The organism is Wolbachia endosymbiont of Anurida maritima (genome assembly GCF_042182995.1).
Lineage (GTDB): Bacteria > Pseudomonadota > Alphaproteobacteria > Rickettsiales > Anaplasmataceae > Wolbachia.
Map to the genome: position 1 here is coordinate 1,064,503 of NZ_CP102058.1, position 17,179 is coordinate 1,081,681.

At 34.4% G+C, this 17,179-nt stretch carries 18 protein-coding genes; 6 read left to right on the forward strand and 12 right to left on the reverse strand.

All coding sequences use genetic code 11. The features are described 5' to 3' along the window. Positions 1-512 precede the first annotated feature (512 nt). Both ubiB and NOX90_RS05715 read right to left on the reverse strand, forming a co-directional pair. Positions 513-1,943 (reverse strand): 2-polyprenylphenol 6-hydroxylase, encoded by a 1,431-nt coding sequence (ubiB, locus tag NOX90_RS05710; RefSeq protein WP_375603868.1) that lies wholly within the window; start codon positions 1,941-1,943, stop codon positions 513-515. After that, positions 1,940-2,680, reverse strand: coding sequence for a metal ABC transporter ATP-binding protein (locus NOX90_RS05715; RefSeq protein ID WP_375603869.1), 741 nt, complete (start codon positions 2,678-2,680; stop codon positions 1,940-1,942). The genes ubiB and NOX90_RS05715 overlap by 4 nt, the downstream gene beginning before the upstream one ends. On the opposite strand from NOX90_RS05715, the gene NOX90_RS05720 reads away from it, so the two are divergent. After that, positions 2,672-3,553: a zinc ABC transporter substrate-binding protein gene (locus NOX90_RS05720; RefSeq protein ID WP_375603870.1), complete on the forward strand. Its 882-nt coding sequence runs from the start codon at positions 2,672-2,674 to the stop codon at positions 3,551-3,553. The two genes, NOX90_RS05715 and NOX90_RS05720, sit on opposite strands and share 9 nt — an antisense overlap. Positions 3,554-3,615: 62 nt before the next feature. Here the strand turns inward: NOX90_RS05720 and NOX90_RS05725 are convergent, their stop codons facing one another. Together NOX90_RS05725 and rpmG are read right to left on the reverse strand one after the other, a co-directional pair. Further along, entirely contained in the window at positions 3,616-3,891 is a 276-nt protein-coding gene (locus tag NOX90_RS05725; protein WP_250296286.1) for a helix-turn-helix domain-containing protein, read from the reverse strand. Positions 3,892-3,916: 25 nt separating this feature from the next. Beyond that, positions 3,917-4,117, reverse strand: coding sequence for a 50S ribosomal protein L33 (gene rpmG / locus NOX90_RS05730; protein ID WP_006279743.1), 201 nt, complete (start codon positions 4,115-4,117; stop codon positions 3,917-3,919). A 149-nt stretch (positions 4,118-4,266) separates the two neighbouring features. Here rpmG and NOX90_RS05735 point away from each other — a divergent pair, with 149 nt between their 5' ends. Beyond that, the gene (locus NOX90_RS05735) at positions 4,267-6,030 is read left to right on the forward strand and encodes an Rne/Rng family ribonuclease (RefSeq protein ID WP_375603871.1); all 1,764 of its coding nucleotides are present in this window, start codon (positions 4,267-4,269) and stop codon (positions 6,028-6,030) included. 86 nt (positions 6,031-6,116) lie between these two features. Next, positions 6,117-8,039, forward strand: a complete 1,923-nt coding sequence (gene dnaK, locus NOX90_RS05740) for a molecular chaperone DnaK (protein WP_375603872.1) — start codon at positions 6,117-6,119, stop codon at positions 8,037-8,039. Positions 8,040-8,511: 472 nt separating this feature from the next. Here the strand turns inward: dnaK and NOX90_RS05750 are convergent, their stop codons facing one another. From NOX90_RS05750 to NOX90_RS05770, 5 genes are all read right to left on the reverse strand, one after another. Beyond that, on the reverse strand, positions 8,512-10,005 hold the full coding sequence (locus NOX90_RS05750) for a DegQ family serine endoprotease (protein WP_375603873.1): 1,494 nt from the start codon (positions 10,003-10,005) through the stop codon (positions 8,512-8,514). A gap of 3 nt (positions 10,006-10,008) precedes the next feature. After that, positions 10,009-10,881, reverse strand: coding sequence for a protease modulator HflC (gene hflC, locus NOX90_RS05755; RefSeq protein WP_338406295.1), 873 nt, complete (start codon positions 10,879-10,881; stop codon positions 10,009-10,011). Positions 10,882-10,883: 2 nt separating this feature from the next. Further along, on the reverse strand, positions 10,884-11,921 hold the full coding sequence (gene hflK / locus NOX90_RS05760; RefSeq protein WP_375603874.1) for an FtsH protease activity modulator HflK: 1,038 nt from the start codon (positions 11,919-11,921) through the stop codon (positions 10,884-10,886). Positions 11,922-11,995: 74 nt separating this feature from the next. After that, positions 11,996-12,187, reverse strand: coding sequence for a hypothetical protein (locus tag NOX90_RS05765; RefSeq protein WP_375603875.1), 192 nt, complete (start codon positions 12,185-12,187; stop codon positions 11,996-11,998). Positions 12,188-12,269: 82 nt separating this feature from the next. Next, positions 12,270-12,476: a GIY-YIG nuclease family protein gene (locus tag NOX90_RS05770; protein WP_375603876.1), complete on the reverse strand. Its 207-nt coding sequence runs from the start codon at positions 12,474-12,476 to the stop codon at positions 12,270-12,272. A gap of 904 nt (positions 12,477-13,380) precedes the next feature. On the opposite strand from NOX90_RS05770, the gene NOX90_RS05775 reads away from it, so the two are divergent. Next, a complete protein-coding gene (locus NOX90_RS05775; protein WP_375603877.1) occupies positions 13,381-14,502 on the forward strand; it encodes a hypothetical protein in 1,122 nt (373 codons plus the stop codon). A 104-nt stretch (positions 14,503-14,606) separates the two neighbouring features. On the opposite strand, the gene NOX90_RS05780 is transcribed toward NOX90_RS05775, so the two are convergent. Then, a complete protein-coding gene (locus NOX90_RS05780) occupies positions 14,607-14,837 on the reverse strand; it encodes a transposase (RefSeq protein WP_375603878.1) in 231 nt (76 codons plus the stop codon). Positions 14,838-14,856: 19 nt separating this feature from the next. Beyond that, positions 14,857-15,375, reverse strand: coding sequence for an IS5 family transposase (locus tag NOX90_RS05785; protein WP_375603879.1), 519 nt, complete (start codon positions 15,373-15,375; stop codon positions 14,857-14,859). Between the two features lie 54 nt (positions 15,376-15,429). Between NOX90_RS05785 and NOX90_RS05790 the strand changes: the two genes are divergently transcribed. After that, positions 15,430-15,612, forward strand: a complete 183-nt coding sequence (locus NOX90_RS05790) for a hypothetical protein (protein ID WP_375603880.1) — start codon at positions 15,430-15,432, stop codon at positions 15,610-15,612. Between the two features lie 153 nt (positions 15,613-15,765). Here NOX90_RS05790 and NOX90_RS05795 read toward each other — a convergent pair whose 3' ends face one another. Then, the gene (locus NOX90_RS05795) at positions 15,766-16,263 is read right to left on the reverse strand and encodes a Smr/MutS family protein (protein WP_375604619.1); all 498 of its coding nucleotides are present in this window, start codon (positions 16,261-16,263) and stop codon (positions 15,766-15,768) included. A 92-nt stretch (positions 16,264-16,355) separates the two neighbouring features. Here NOX90_RS05795 and rlmB point away from each other — a divergent pair, with 92 nt between their 5' ends. Further along, positions 16,356-17,120, forward strand: a complete 765-nt coding sequence (rlmB, locus tag NOX90_RS05800) for a 23S rRNA (guanosine(2251)-2'-O)-methyltransferase RlmB (RefSeq protein WP_375603881.1) — start codon at positions 16,356-16,358, stop codon at positions 17,118-17,120. Positions 17,121-17,179 lie beyond the last annotated feature (59 nt).

Below are 17,179 nucleotides of genomic sequence, written 5' to 3' on the forward strand. Positions count from 1 at the left end.
AGCTAACTCGGGGATTCTTTGTCTTTCTTTCTGCTTAGTAAATTTCTTAAACATTTGCAGCGTAAGTTAGTTGCAATTAAAAGCGGCTGAATCTCGCTTGTCAAGCGTTTAAAACATAAAAAACGCCAATATTTTAAAGCGGATAATAACCCCAGGGCTTCTTTTGCCTTTTTTTTCATTTGGTAAATTTCTTAATGTTTATAGCTAACATATTTGAGGGTAACTTCCGCTAGTAGGGTGTCATCCCAGTGTCACGCACTGGGATGACATTATAGGAGCACTGGGATGACAAGAGGAGGCACTGCCCTTTTGGATGGAAACCAGTGTCTGGGCACTGCCGTCATAAAGGAACCAGTGTCAGCTACTCGAATGACACCCCCCTGGTAAGCTAAAATCACAATGTTCGTACAGTAAGCACTGACCACTTTTGCTTCAATATTTGCGATGCCCCTGAATAGATACAAAAATTAAGTTGAATAAAAATTGGGCTTGACGCAGTTTTTTCCCACAGTTTAAGAAATTAAAAATTTAACAATTAGAATTATAATTACAGACCACAGCAAAAAATAGACTTTTCCATTTGATTTATTTTTAATTTGGATGTTTTCTAATTTTTTATCAGCTATTAGGTTCAATTTTTCTATAAGGCTAAATATTCCTTGGATTGTTTTTATGGGATAAGAACTTTTAATTTTTTCCCTATACCCTATTTTATTTTCATGTTGACTGCTTATCCACGCTTCAACTACTTTCCACATATTGATTTCTGAGTAGATCTTTCTACATGTCCCTTCCAGTAAAATCATAGTTTTCTGCAGCAATAACAATTGTGTTTGAACTTTCATATCAAAATCACCCGTTATTTTTAATAGCTGAGCAAGTAAACTAGCAAATGAAACTTTCTGTATAGGCTGCCCAATAATGGGTTCACCTATTGCCCTGCAAGCTGTGACAAAATTTCTATGCTGTGATGAAACGTAACCAGCTTTAAAGTGCATTTTTGCAACGTGATCATAATCCCGATTTAAAAAGCCTTTGAGTATCTCTATAACGTAATAGCATGTCTCACGATCTATTCTACCCATGATTCCACAATCCAGGGCAATAATATTGTTATTACTATCAACCATTAGATTTCCAGGATGCATATCAGCATGAAAAAAACAATCCCTGTATACCTGATTACAAAACGATTCTATAAGGTTGATAGCTATTTGCTTATGATTATTCAGTTTTTCAACTTCGTATATTGGCGTTGCTTCTATCCATTCTAATGTTAAAACCTTTCTTGAAGTTCTATTCCAATCTACTTCAGGTACGTAAAAACCTCTGTCATTTTTTGTGTTTTCCTTTAGTTCCGAAGAGTGAGCAGCTTCAAAACGTAGATCTAACTCTAATCGGCAAATTTCAGCAAAAGTTTTGACTAATTCAATCGGCTTCAGCCTTTTTGATTGTTCGCTAAATTTTTCTGCAATTTCCGCAAGCCAAGAAAGCATCTTTATATCCCTTGAGAATGTTTTCTCAATATTTGGCCTTAAAACCTTCACAGCAACTTCTTTACCCTCAGTTGTAACCGCTCTATGCACCTGAGAAATCGATGCTGCTGCAATTGGCTTTTCAGAAAAGCTTGAAAAAATGTCGCTCAATTTACAATTAAACTCACTTTCTATAGTTTTAACTGCTATTTTATGTGAAAACGATGGCAATCTATCACATATCAATAACAAGTTATTTGTTATATCCTCATTTAAAACATCAGTACGTGATGAGATAGACTGCCCAAACTTAATGAACACCGGACCTAATTTTTCAAGAGCACGCTTTAGTTTATGGCCTTGTATTTTATTTATTGATTTTTTTGATAGTGGAAGTAAATAAGGTAATATATTGTAACGCGTCAGCACCGTAGTTATGTGCAGAAGACGCAAAATATTTTGAATCATTTCGCTGCGTAACTGCTAAATATTTCATTTAGGGTTCTATTTTTCATAATCTCACCAGGCTTACCTTGGCAGTAGACAGTATTATTTATACAAATTATGTAATCTGAGCATGGTAGAGCAGAGTTAAGATCATGAGAAGTCATAAGAATCGACACTAATCGGTTTTTTGCTATTTTGCTTATAATATCATAGAACTTAGCCCGTGCGTTAATATCCATTGCACTAACTGGTTCATCTAGAATGATCAGGTCAGGCTCTGCAATTAAACAACGTGCAAGCAGTAGTAGTTGTGTTTGCCCTGCAGAAATTTCTAACACTTGATTCTTCAAAATGTTACCGATACCAACCAACTCTATCGCTTCTCTAATAATGGATTGATTTTTCTTTAGTCTTTTCAAGGAGCTATTTAAAAGGAAATATTCAACTGTTATTGGCATCAAATTACTAACACTAAAATTTTGCGGCATGTAGCTAATTTTTGTGTTCTCAGCTAACACAATATTTCCAGTATAATTTTTATTTATACCAGCAATTGCTTTCACTAAAGAGGTTTTACCTCCACCATTTGGACCAAGTATTGTAATTACGTCTCCTCTTTCCATGAACATATTGATATTATCAAGGATTCTTTTACCATCATATGTGAGAGCAAGATTTTCTATTTTTAGAACACGATTATTGACATTATTCAATTTATTGACAAAATTTAACTTCTTCTCAACGTTTATATGAGACATTTACTGACTTTTTTTCTATTACTTTCATTTACACTATACTATAATATCGCCTTTTCATCCAATTTAAAAGTTGTAGCTACAATCAAACCTATCCACTCACTTGTAGCTTCTGTTACAGAAGGGATTTTAGAACCGGAATTGCTTGGCTATGCAACATCTGCACATAATTATATATTAAAGCCATCTGATGCGAGTAATTTAGAATCAAGTGACGTTATATTTTATGTTGACGATAACTTAGAGACGTTTGTTCAAACTTTTGCCAAAAATAATAAAGAACTAGTGCAATTATCACAGGCAATCAACCTACTTCCTACTCGGCCACATTCATTTTCTAGAAAAATCACTCACATTCAAGATGAAAAAGATTTACACATTTGGCTGAGTCCCGAAAATGCAAAGAGCATGATACTTTCTATAAGTGCAACATTGTCTAACATAGATAAAGAAAATTCCCATCGATACAGTTCTAATGCAACAAAAGCTATAAAAAAAATAGACCAAGAAGTAAAAGAAATCATGAAAGAACTGAATGATTTTAAAAATCAAAAATACATCGTTACTCATGATGCTTATCAATATTTTGAAAAATATTTCGGTCTAAATCATCCAAGCGTTATTCTTTCTATAGAAGAGGATTCTTACATAGGTATGAAGAGTTTAATGAAGCTAAAAAAGATAATGAAGGAAGAAAACGTTAAATGTATATTTGCTCATTCACAGGAAGATAGCATAAAGCCTAATGCCCTTTCTAATGACGCAAAAATGGTAGTTCTTGACCCTATTGGATCAGACATAGAGCCTGGAAAAGATGCATATCTAGCTATAATCAATAGCATTGCACAAAATTTTAAGTCTTGTTTTGTTGAGTAATAAGCTCCCTTTTAGCTTACCGTTTTATTGTGCTGCAATTAAAACCATTTGTTCTTTACATATTATGCAGGTTTAGAATTATGCTTTATTCTTACGTTTATGTCTTGGTCCAAAGCAACCAATAAGTTAAGCAAGTATTCTAAGGAGAACCCTTCGACTTTTAATCTATTGATTTGAGATACTTTAGGTTGATCAATCTTTAGAGCGATTGCTGCTTTTTTCTGTGTTTTGTACCTTATATTTATTAATTGTGCAATGACCTTTATTAATCTCAGCTTTGTATCTTTCACATCCCCCAACTCTACCATTATAGGGTAACTTAATTGTAGACTTTGCATAATAATAAACTTTCCTATAAAAAAACTACTTTAATTTTTCTTCTTTAAATAGAACATGCCTTCTGACTACTGGGTCATACTTTCTAAATTCCAGTTTTCTGGTGAGCTTTTTTGGATTACGCTTTTTTACATAAAAATAGCCTGTTGATTTTTCTTCACCAGCTCTTGTTGTCTTGATTGCAGTGCTGACTAACTTAACAAGCAAAGAAGCATTTTTTTTCGCCATACTTATAATGATATAATAAATTCTATGCGAGTTTATTACGCAAAATACTAAAAGTCAATCGAATAATGCAGATTGCAAAATCCTTGACAATCAACAGTGCATTAAGTAGCATAAAGTTAACTTCAGAATAAAAAGCAAACGGTAAATAAGTGACAAATAGTGGTAAAAGGGTATTATTGATAGAAAATTCTATCTGTTCTAATGAGGTAAGAGTTGCCTTGTCAATTAATAACAAGGTTGTAGAATTTGAACAAGAATTCAAGGAAAAAAAACAATTAAGAGGTAATATATACGTTGCTTATATAAAGCGTATAGAGCCTTCTTTGCAAGCCGTATTTATTGAATATGGAAAAAATAAGCAAGGTTTTTTGTCTTTTTCCGAGATATCTCTAGATTACTTCAATATTCCAGAAAAAGAAAAGGAAACTATTTTTGAGGGCTACTCAAATGACGATTGTATAGAAGAAGCCCCAGCAAGTGTCTCTTTAGATTCTGCAGCTAGTAAGAATGTTAACGAGTCAGGTAGTGGTTTTGTAAGAGAGGTACCTTTATATAAAAAATACAAATTACAAGATGTTATTTCAGTAAATCAAAAAGTATTGGTTCAGCTAACTAAAGAGGAACGAGGCAATAAAGGAGCTTCATTTACAACATACATAACTTTAGTGGGTAGATACTGTGTTTTCATGCCAAATTCCATGAGTAAAGGTGGAGTGTCTCGCAGAATTGAAGATGTTAATGTCAGAAAGCAGTTAAAGGAGATACTGAGTTCAATAAACTTGCCAAAAAGATCAGGTTTAATAGTAAGAACTGTTGGTTCAGGAAAAAATAAGAAAGAAATTGAGCAGGATTATAATTATTTATCCTCATTATGGCAGAGCATTCAAAAAAATGCTTTCTCTGTAAATGCTCCATCATTAATTTACAACGAAGCAGATGTAATTATGAGATCTGTTCGTGATTTTTGTAGCGATGGTGTAGAAGTTATAGTGTCTGGAAAGGAAGCTTTTGAAGCAGTTAGGCAATATGCTAACAATGCACTAAAAGGTAGTAAGTTGCGCTATAGATTGTATAGAGGTTATGTTCCGATCTTTACTTATTACGGAATCGAAGATCAAATTTCTGAGTTATATAGCAATAGAGTAGAGTTGCCATCTGGTGGGTCTTTAATAATAACTTTAACTGAGGCGTTTGTTTCAATAGACGTAAATTCAGGAAAGATGACAGGAGAAGATAGCATAGAAGAAACAGCTTATAGAACCAATATGGAAGCAGTACCTGAAATATCAAGACAGGTGAATCTTAGGGGCCTCTCAGGATTAATAGTAGTCGATTTTATTGACATGTTGAAATATCAGTATTGCAGAGCTGTTGAGTCTGCTATAAAGCAAGCGTTTAAAGACGATAAAGCTAAAGTTCAATTTAGCTACATAAATGACTTTGGTTTAATGGTATTTTCAAGACAAAGAATTAAACCAAACATACAAGAAATTAATACTACAGAGTGTTTACACTGCAAGGGTATTGGAAGAGTAAAATCAAACGAAGTAATTGTTTCATCAATACTAAGGGATTTACAACATATTGCTAACAAGAATCGAAATAAGTCTTTTGATTTAGTAGCGCACAGTGGAGTTATAGCGCATATTTTTAATAATAAACGCAATACAATTTCTACAATCGAAAAAGAGTTTTATATTACATTGAACGTCAGTATTGATAACAGTTTAGATGTAAATACATTTGTTTTAAAACAAGGAGATGATGTTAATTTAAACGGTTATAAGCCATTACAGAATTCTGGATACCAAATTGGGGATAGTAGCAATGAAGAAGCTGATAATTCAAATAAACTACGAGGCAATTTTTGGCTGACTAAATGGCTTTCGCGCCTTTTAAGTTCTAATAACTAATTAGAAACCTAAATAGGGCTTGTAATTAATAAGCCCTATACTTATATATTCTTATATCAGATAATATTTACAATGGGGTACTCATTATGGCAAGAGCAATAGGCATAGATCTCGGAACAACAAATTCTTGTGTCGCAATAATGCAGGGCAAGGATACAAAGGTAATAGAAAATAAAGAAGGGGCAAGAACTACTCCATCTATAGTTGCATTTACTTCGTCAGGAGAAAGGTTGATTGGCGCTCCTGCAAAAAGACAAGCAACCACCAATGCAAGTAATACCTTTTTTGCTACTAAGAGATTAATAGGCCGTCAATATAGTGATCCTGAAATGAAAAATCTAAGTGTACCATACAAAGTATTTGCAGCAAAAAGTGGTGATGCATGGGTTAAAACAACTGATAATAAAGAATATTCTCCTAGTCAAATTGGTGCATTTATACTACAAAACATGAAAGAGGCAGCAGAAGCTTATCTTGGAGAGGAAGTAAAAGATGCTGTGATAACAGTGCCAGCATACTTCAACGACTCTCAACGTCAAGCAACAAAAGATGCAGGAAAAATTGCCGGATTAAATGTACTCAGAATAGTAAATGAACCTACTGCTGCAGCACTTGCTTATGGTCTTGATAAGAAACATGGGCACACAATAGTAGTATATGACCTTGGTGGTGGTACATTTGACGTTTCAATACTTGAAATAGGCGATGGAGTTTTCGAAGTGAAAGCGACAAACGGTGATACCCATCTTGGAGGTGAAGACTTTGATAATGGAGTAGTGAGTTATTTACTAGATGAATTCAAGAAAAGTAATGGCATTGATTTGAGAAATGATCCAATGGCTATGCAAAGAATCAAAGAAGCTGCTGAAAAAGCAAAAATTGAATTATCAAGCGCAATGGAAACGGAAATAAATCTACCGTTTATTACAGCTGATGCAAGTGGCCCAAAACACTTAAATATGAAATTAACAAGAGCAAAACTTGAAAGTTTAGTGAATGATTTAATCGAAAGAACTATAGCTCCTTGTAAAAAAGCTCTTGAGGATGCTGGTTTGTCTGCTAGTCAAATTGGCGAAGTGGTTCTTGTTGGTGGCATGACTCGTATGCCAAAAGTCATAGAGAAAGTTAAAGAATTCTTTGGCAAAGATCCACATAGAGGAGTCAATCCTGATGAAGTTGTAGCAATTGGAGCTGCAATACAGGCGGGAATCATTCAAGGTGATGTAAGAGATGTATTACTACTTGATGTGACTCCACTTTCTCTTGGTATTGAAACTCTAGGAGGAGTATTTACTCCACTTATTGAACGTAATACTACTATTCCCACTAAAAAATCTCAGGTATTTTCAACTGCAGAAGATAACCAAACAGCTGTTACAATTAAGGTACATCAGGGTGAAAGAAAACTGGCAATTGATAATAAACTACTTGGCCAGTTTAGTTTGGAGGGGATACCTCCTGCTCCGCGCGGAAGGCCACAAATTGAAGTGACATTCGACATAGATGCAAATGGAATAGCGCACGTTTCTGCAAAAGATAAAGCTACTGGAAAAGAGCAAAAAATACGCATTCAATCTTCAGGTGGTCTGTCTGATGATGAAATAAATCGCATGGTGAAAGAAGCTGAAGAAAAAGCTCACGAGGATGAAAAGCGTAAGAAATTTATTGAAGTGAAGAACCAGGCGGATAGTTTAGTTCATTCTACAGAAAAGTCTCTGACAGAGTATGGTGATAAAGTCTCACCTGAAGATAAATCTGCTATTGAAAGTGCACTGAATGAGCTGAAAGAGGCTAGTAAATCTGATAACATTGATGACGCTGATTCAATACAGCAGAAAGTTACTAATCTTTCTCAATTATCTATGAAACTTGGGGAAGCTATGTATCAAGCATCTCAACAAAATAGTGCTGAAAATGGCTTTTCATCAGAAGGAAATCCAAATGATAAAGAAGAAAAAGTAGTAGATTCTGATTATCAAGACATAGATAACAAAGAAGAGAATAAATAATTGTGATCACTTTTCCTGTCATCCAAGTAGCTGACACTGGAATCTAGTTTTCCATATAATCTCATCAAAAACGTTATAACCACTTCCTATGCTAGTTTGCTTGCTTACAAGCAAACTTTCCTGGATTCAAGTAGTCTGGGCACTGGGATGACACCCTTCCTAGTTGAGATGACATTCTATGATAGGTACTTAGAATGGCTACTAAGGCGACAAGCAAAGGTCTCTTTTGGTACCTCTTTCTTGTCATTCCAGTGCGTGACGATGGAATCCAGTCTTCATTATACAACTGCTTGATGTGCTCATTTGCAGTTAAATTTTCTGGATCTGAGTAGTCAAGTACTGGGATGACATCCTTTGGTTTTTTATATGGTTATGCAAGAAATCTAGTGTAGATTTTAATTTATTTTATAAGATTGAAGTGTTACAGTAGCGAGCTTACAACACTACTGTTTTGTAAATTTAGTGAATAAAATTACTTCTTTAACTTTATTGAAGCGAAAAACTGATTTCCATTGCGGTAAATGAGCAACATTATTGAATCTTTACCGTTTTTCTTTACTGCTAAATCAACTTGTTTTTGAAAATCGTTAGTATTTTCTATATCAGTTCCATCCAATTGGATAATGATGTCCCCTTTTTTAATACCACGCGGCGTGGCATTACTGTTACTATCTACATTGGTAACTATCACACCTTTTGTAGGTACATCATTTTTACTTTCTTTTGATTCTTTTGGCAGATTTGAAACAGTTAAACCGGTTACATAATCAGATGTTGATTTATTTTCTTCTTGATTGTTATCTTGGCCATCATTTGTAGATTCTCCGATCACAACTTTAATATTAACCTCTTTGCTCTTTCTAAGTAACTTAACTTGCACTTTTTTCTCAGGTCCAGCTCTTGAAACCATTTGAGGTAATTGTGTCATTCTATCGATTTTTTTACCGTCAAATTCTAATAATATATCACCTACTTTAATCCCACCTTTTTCTGCAGGACTATCCTTTACTATACTTGCAACCAATGCGCCTTTTATATCTTTTAAACCCAAGGACTCAGCAAATTCTTTCGTTATAGGCTGAACTTGCACACCAAGCCAACCATGTTTTATTTTTTTGCCACTTTTTAATGTGTCAATAATTGACATAGCTAAATTAGATGGTATGGCAAAACCTATACCCACGTTGCCGCCAGACTCAGATGGAGAATAGATAGCAGTATTAATACCTATAACTTTTCCATTTAAATCAAATAATGGTCCTCCAGAGTTACCCCTATTAATTGCAGCATCAGTTTGAATAAATTCATTCATAGTGCCAATACTAATGTCTCTGGACCTTGCAGATATAATTCCTGTGCTTACAGAGCCACCCAAACCAAATGGGTTACCTATTGCCATAACCGTATCACCAACCCTTGCTTTATCAGAATCACCAAATGCAACAGAAGAAAGATCTTTATCAGAATTAATCTTAAGCACAGCAAGATCAGTTCTTGCATCATAGCCTAAAACTTCTGCTTTAAAATAAGTATTATCGTTCATAGTAACTGTGATATCTTTGGCGTTTTTAATAACGTGATAATTGGTTACTATAGTTCCACCTTTATCTATAATAAACCCAGAACCAAGCAACACCACCTCTCTGTTAACACTAGGGCCCCTATCCATAAAAAACTGATCAAAATGCTCAAAAAACTCTCTAAAATCATCAAAAAAATTATTTCCTGGCATAGATGGAACTCTAGTTCTACTGTTATTTTCTTGTTTGATGATTTGTTCGCTTGAAATATTTACAACCGCAGGAATGAGTTCTTCCACTAAATCGGCAAGTCCTTGATTACAGTTGCATGCAGTAGTGCTAGCATCAACGACCTTTTTTGCATTCCAATCAAACATATTAGCATACGAAGAAAACGCAATTAGAAAATATGCAAATATAGATAAAATAAATGCCTTACTTTTCATAAATTATTTCCATCCTTTATTTAAAATATCTAAAAAGTTATTGTTTGGTGAAAGTACAAATTTAGTATTATTTTCGGCAAATGATTTACTGTAAGCACTCATAGAGCGATAAAAGTTAAAGAACTCTTCATCAACCTTAAATGCCTCATTATAAATTCTAGTTGCTTCAGCATAACCACGACCCCTTATTTCATACGATTCTTTTACTGCACTGGAGATAATTTCCCTCTTTAATTTATCAGCTTTCGATCTAATTTCCTGCCCCGCTTGCTCTCCTTCTGCTCTAATTTCTTTTGCTTCTTTTTCCCTTTCAGTTTGCATACGGCGAAATATTGCAGAACTATTTTCTTCTGGTAAATCTGCTCTCTTAATTCTTACATCTATTATTTCTATGCCAAATTTTTCAGCTTCAGAATAAACTCCACGCTGAATCAATTGCATAACCTCTGATCTTTTTTCATTCAACAAACTAATCAACGAAAATCTGCCTATATTTTCTCTTATGTGTGCTTCTATAACTGGGTACAATCTTCTAACCAGCCCTGATTCATTCCTCACAGCCTGGTAAAAAGTAATAGGATTCGTTATTTTATATTTTGCATACGCATCTACTATAATACGTTTTTGATCTGCAGTTATCACTTCTCTTGGAGTTTTGTCAGGACTTAAATCTAAAACTCTTTTATCAAGAAACTCTACACTATTTATGAATGGCAACTTAAAATATAAGCCACTTTCCCTGACATCTCTTACAACTTTACCCAGTTGTATAACTATAGCTTGCTTTGTTTCTTGCACAACAAATATTGAATTAGATAAAACAATCAATAAAACAACAAATACAGAAACAAAAACAATTTTAATATTACTACTCATGGTTATTTTCCTAAATTTGTAAGAGGTAAATAAGAAAACATACCTTTCAGATCATCAGTTACAACAACTTTGTCTACCTTACTGAAAATATTTTCCATAGTTTCAAGATAAATACGATTCTTAACGAGAGAAGGGTTCTGTCTATATTCCTCATAAAGAGATAAAAAGCGATTTGCATTACCTTTTGCTTCATTTATTATTTCATTTTCATATGCTTGTGCATCTAATTTTATCTTTATCGCTTCACCTTTTGCTCGAGGTATGATATCATTACTATAAGAATATGCTTCGTTTATAGTACGCTCTTTATCTGCACGAGCACTTTGCACATCTCTAAATGAGCTAATTACTTTTTCTGGTGGATCGATTTTTTTCATTTGGACAGATAAAATTTCTATGCCCATTTGGTATCCATCAAGAATCTGTTGCAATAAAATTTTGGTATCTCTGGAAATTTCGGCTCTCCCTTGACCTTCCAGTGCAAAAGAAATCGTATTCTTACCTATTATCTCCCTCATAGCACTTTCAGCAGCGTTTTTAACGCTTAAACCAGGTTGATGATCCCGCACTTTGAATAAATAGTCCTTAGCATCTCTAACGCGCCACTGAATTTCGAAGTTAACGTTGACTATATTTTCATCTCCGGTAAGCATAACACCTTCACCGCGGTCTGTATCTCGTCCATAAGAACCGCTTACTCCAATTTCTTCGCGATTTACTTCCTTAACGTTCACTTTAAAAACCTTACCAATAGGATAGGGGAAGTGATAGCGCAAACCGGACATCTCTGTGTTAGAGTATTTACCAAAGGTAAGTTCTATGCCTTCTTCACTAGGGTGAACAATATAAAAGCCAGCGCAAGCATAGAACAGCAAAATAATAAAAATGATGAAATAAGGTTTTTTTCCCCTGTTTCTGGTTAATCCATTAAGAAAGAACCTTATATCAGATACAGCTTTACTTAAAATATCTTCATTATTAGGAGTTTTGTTCCCTACCGATTTCTTTCCCAAATTCCAAGGATTATTCTCATCAAACATAATGATTGATTCTATAATTAATACGCTAATATTACTCATTTTATAAGAAAATGCAAAACTATTTTATTTACAAATTAATTATCGGAGCGAAGGACATGATCATACACTTCCTTTTCCCTATGTAATATGGTAGATTCTACAGAATTTTCCGGTTTTTTTTTAAATTCCTTATTGTCACTCTTTAAGTGTACTATGCCTTCGTGAAAATCACTATAGTTTTTTAATAATAAAATTGCTAAAATTACAGCAGCTAGTAAGATAAACACTCTTTTTCTATGCCTCATACGATTCTAGCGTTATTGCCTCTCTCATTCTAGCCCTGTCATCCGAGTAGCTGACACTGGGATCTCATTTTGTAATTTCGCAATATAAATCGTCCCAATTTGGATTTTTGCTTGCAATTAAATCTATTTTCCATTCCCTTTTCCAGCTCTTTAAAAGTTTTTCTCTGTTAAGAGCTGAATCTATATTTTGAAATTCCTCGAAATAAACTAATTTTTGTACATTGTATTTCGACGTAAAACTAGGAATAACCTTATTCTTATGTTCCCACACTCATTTAATTAAATTTGATGTGACACCTATATATAGAGTCTTATTGTATTTGCTTGCAAGTATATAAATATAATAATTTTGCATAAAAACTTAGATCCCAGTGTCAAGCACTGGGATGACACCCTTCATGGTGGATATTGTCCTCAAATCGCAACGTTCGTACAGTTGTGACTGGAATGAAACCATTTGATATATTTCGAAATTGTACAGTCTTATTTTCTGGCTTCCAAAAAACACGTCAAGCGAAATTATTTGAAGACAAATAAATACTGGCAATCAATTTAACACTAACTTAAGAATTAAGGATGTACAATATGAATATGTTTAATTAATAGTGAGGTTAAAAATGTTACCTAATAATGGAACAAATTCAAATGTTGTTGAAATGCAACAACTTAAACAACAAAGTAATTCTACGCCTTCTCCAGAGGGTTCATTGGAACAAAAGATAGAATTATTGGGGAAAGAAATAAAGTCGTTAAGAAAGCAGAACCAGTTAAATAGTGGTATTATCGGACTGGGAGTAATTGGCTTGATAGGTTATATTATTGCAACCAATTGGTCAGCAATTGCTCCTGCGCTTGTAGCTGCAGGAACAGCTATAGCTGCTGCAGCGCCGGTAATAGGAATTGCAATTGGGGCAATAATAGGAGCTGCTGTTTTAGTAGGAGCTTCTTATGCAATATGGAAATATAGAGCACAAATAAAAGAAGGCTTCAAATATGCTGCAGAAAAAACAGTTGATGGGGCGAAGCATATTGGCGGAAAAATTAGAGATGGTGCTGTGCATACTAANGGACTCAGTAAAAGAAGCTGTAAGTTCTGTGGAACAGGCAACAAGAGAGGGAACTAGTTCTGCATTAAGAGCAATGGGGGANNTGGCGTTCAAAAATTTGGGAGAAAGATGAGTAATAGTGGTGTGAGCATGTCTAGTTTAGACAGCATCCCATATTCAACAGGTAACGAAGGTCAAACTGTTGTTTTGAAAACAGAAGAAAAAACAAGGAATTTCAATAGTACAAAGGAGATGTTTATTAAGGAAGTTCTTGGAGACAAAGCCGTGAATAGCTCTGCTTTAACTAAGGAAATATTTTCTAAGCTGGGAGAAAAAATATTAGAGAAAGCTTATTCTGTTGATGGTCAATCAGGTTTCCAAAAGGACCAGTTGATCAACCGGTTGAAACAGCAAGTAGATTTTGTCAATAAATTAGACGCTAAGAAGTTGCAAAATTTGTTATCTAAAGATAATAACAGTCTCTATGAAATTTTCTCTGAACATCACGATGAAATTAAGAGGATTATTGGAGAATGTAAAAGAGAATGCAAATTTGATCAATCTGTGAGGCGTAACAACGCAAAAGACGCGGAAGAAAGAAAAGCTAGTAAGTCTTTTTCATTACCATCAGTCTCTTCACTGGGAAGAAAAGGCTCTGAACAATCTGACAGCTTGTCAGGAAGCAGTTCAATGAGTTCACTAGATTCTGCAAGGACTGACAGTACTATTAGCAGCGAAGCGGAATTATTAAATCCTGCGAAGCATAAAGAAGTAAAACGACCTTATGGTTTATTCTCAAGGGTTAAGAGAAATGAACCACTGAAAGAAGCTACTGACATTGAGTATCAAGTTTTTTCTGAACCAGACACGTTGTCTAGACAAGTAGGAGAGAGCACTTTTTACGTTCCTCCACCAAAGCCACCAAGGAGCAATTCACTAAATTCTATAGGAACTGTAAGTACTGATGCTGTCCCTGGTTTAGGTTCAGATAATTTTGCAACAGTCAATCCTAATCGTCTTAGAAGAAGCAATTCATCTAGTTGCTTAACTCCTCAGCTTGCTCCAGCTGCTCCACCAAAGGTGCCTGGAAGCCCTTCTATTGATAGTGGCATGGGCTCTGCTCCTTCTACGCCGGAAAGACAAGGGCCTTCTGTAAAAGAATTGTTAGAACAATTCGATCCGTTGTATAAACCAAATTCATTAAAGAGTAATGTTAGTGTTAAAGGTCACACGGAATTAAACAGGGAATAAACAAAACTACTTGTTTTCTCCAAAGGATGTTACTCATTGAGTAACATCCTTTTTTGTTTTTCTTATGTTCAACTTAAATTTACAATTAGAGCATGTCTTCAAACTCAAGAATGAGCTAATTTGTGAAGCATAATAGTGATCATATTAAAAAAGATGTTATTTTTTGAAGTGAGAGGAGAATGCTCATAATCCTTACTCATACGTCTAAAATTGGAGAGCCAAGCAAAGGTTCTCTCAACAATCCAACGTTTAGGAATAACCTGAAATCCTGTATCAACTACTTTCTTGGTAATCGTCAACAAACATCCAGTTTCCAATAAACAGCGGTTTTGCAATTTACCTGTATATCCTTGATCAGCAAAAAAACTTACGTAATGTTGGAGCTTTGCATTTGGCTTGAACAAAAAGATTTAGTGCACCATCACGATCTTGAATGCTTGCACTGTGTACTTCAGCAGCAATTACAAGACCTAGAGTATCTACAACGATGTGGCGTTTTCTACCCTTTACTTTCTTGCCAGCATCATATCCTCTGGATCCCCTTTNTTGAGTGGTTTTTACTGATTGACTGTCAATTATTCCTACTGATGGAGTTTCATTCTTACCAATTATCTTTCTTAGTTTTTTAACTAGAAAATCATGAATTTCTTGCCATATTCCACTTTTTTTTAAACGCGAATTACAACTATACACGGTTTTCCATGGTGGAAAATTCTTAGGTAGTTGTCTCCATTGACAGCCTGTTCTCATCACATACCTTATTGCATCGATAATCGTTCTGATACTGTGTTTTCTTGGTCTGCCGGTCTTTTTAGGTTCAAAATATTGCTCTATCATCTTCCATTCTTTGTCACTTATATCGCTTGGGTACATTTAAAATATATCTTATAACACACTTCTTAACTCCTTTCTACTTAGTTTGAAGACATGCTCTTAGAGTTTTTATATTATCCTCTGTCATCCCAGCACCCTTTTTTTGTCATCCCAATACCCCTCTTGTCATCCCAGTGCGTGACACTGGGATCTAAGTTTTTATGCAAAATTATTATATTTATATACTTGCAAATAGGTGCAATTTGGAATGATTTATATTGTGAAATTAAGAAATGAGATCCCAGTGTCTGGGCACTGGAATGACAAGAAAGGGGCNNTACTTGGATGACAAGAAGAGGGCACTGCCGTCATAAAGGAACCAGTGTCAGCTACTCGGATGACATCATAGGGGCGCTGCCATTATAGAGTGAACCAGTTTGCATGACACCATCATATAAGGTCTTTATTCCTTCTTAATAAAACATAAAAAGCTCCTTTACCACCATGTTTTTTCGTAGCTTGCTGGTAGTATAGAACCATATGCTGGACTTTAGTATCGTTTAACCATTTATTTAAGTTATTCTTTATAGTGTCTGTTTTATTTGTTGCACTGCCGTATCCAGTAATTACCAATAAACATCTATTTCCTGCTCGATAATTTTTGATAATAAAATCTATCAATTTACAATAAGCATCCTCTATATTATAGCCATGCAAATCGAGCTTATCGCTTATAAAATATTTACCCCTATCAATCTTTGATTTTGTGTTTTGGTCAAGACAAAATGATGAGTTACCACTATTGGTATTAAGAAAATTCCTTTGTAAGTCGGAGGTACCTTTATCAACCATAGATTTTATATTTACTTTATGATCAACTTTCAAAGTAACTTTTCCACATTCCATTGGCTTAACATTTTTTTGCCAATCCAACTCATCGTCCGACATAAACGCATTAATCGAATTGTATAATTTTACAACAATATCCAAACATAGTAAAATGTTGCTTATTTTATAGAAATTCGGTCTTCAATAATACGATGAAATCGTCAAAAACTAATGAGAATTTTTGGCTGTATGGAAAGCACACCTGCATGTCAGCACTGAAGAATAAAAATAGGCGGTGTATAGAACTGTTAGTAACAGAAAATTTCTATAGAGAACACGAAAAAGAAATTAGGCAATGTGCAAATAGTAAGAGCATTAAAGTTCGATTAGTAGAAAACAAAATACTTAATGACGTTTTACCCAAAGGTGCTAACCATCAGGGAATTGCTTTAAATGTTGCCCCTATTCTTTATAACTTAAGCATCGAAGAAGTAGCTGAAAGCTCAAACGAAAGCTCTACTATAGTCATTTTAGATCAAGTCACTGACACGCACAATATTGGGTCAATTTTAAGAACTTCAGCTTGTTTTAATGTCAACGCATTGGTTTTACCACATAATCATTCACCTGGCGAAAATGCATCTATTGCAAAAGCAGCAAGTGGAGCATTGGATATTGTTCCGCTAATATACGTTACAAATATAGTAAAAACTATGCAGTATTTAAAAAAGGTCGGCTACTGGTGTTACGGGCTTGATTGCAATGCTAAAGAAAATATAGATGAAATAAAGAGCTTTGAGAAAAAAAGAGTAATTATTTTTGGTTCTGAAGAGAAAGGAATGCGGAGGTTAGTTAAAGAAAATTGTGATTATCTTTTAAAGATCCCAATATCAAACGTAATTGACAGCTTAAATGTTTCAAATGCAGCAGCAATAGGCCTATATTCTATTTATATTAAAACAAATGCCAGCGCATAGCTGTTTATAATAAAAATACTTGATAAAAATGTGGTTTTATATTATAATGTGTTAAATAA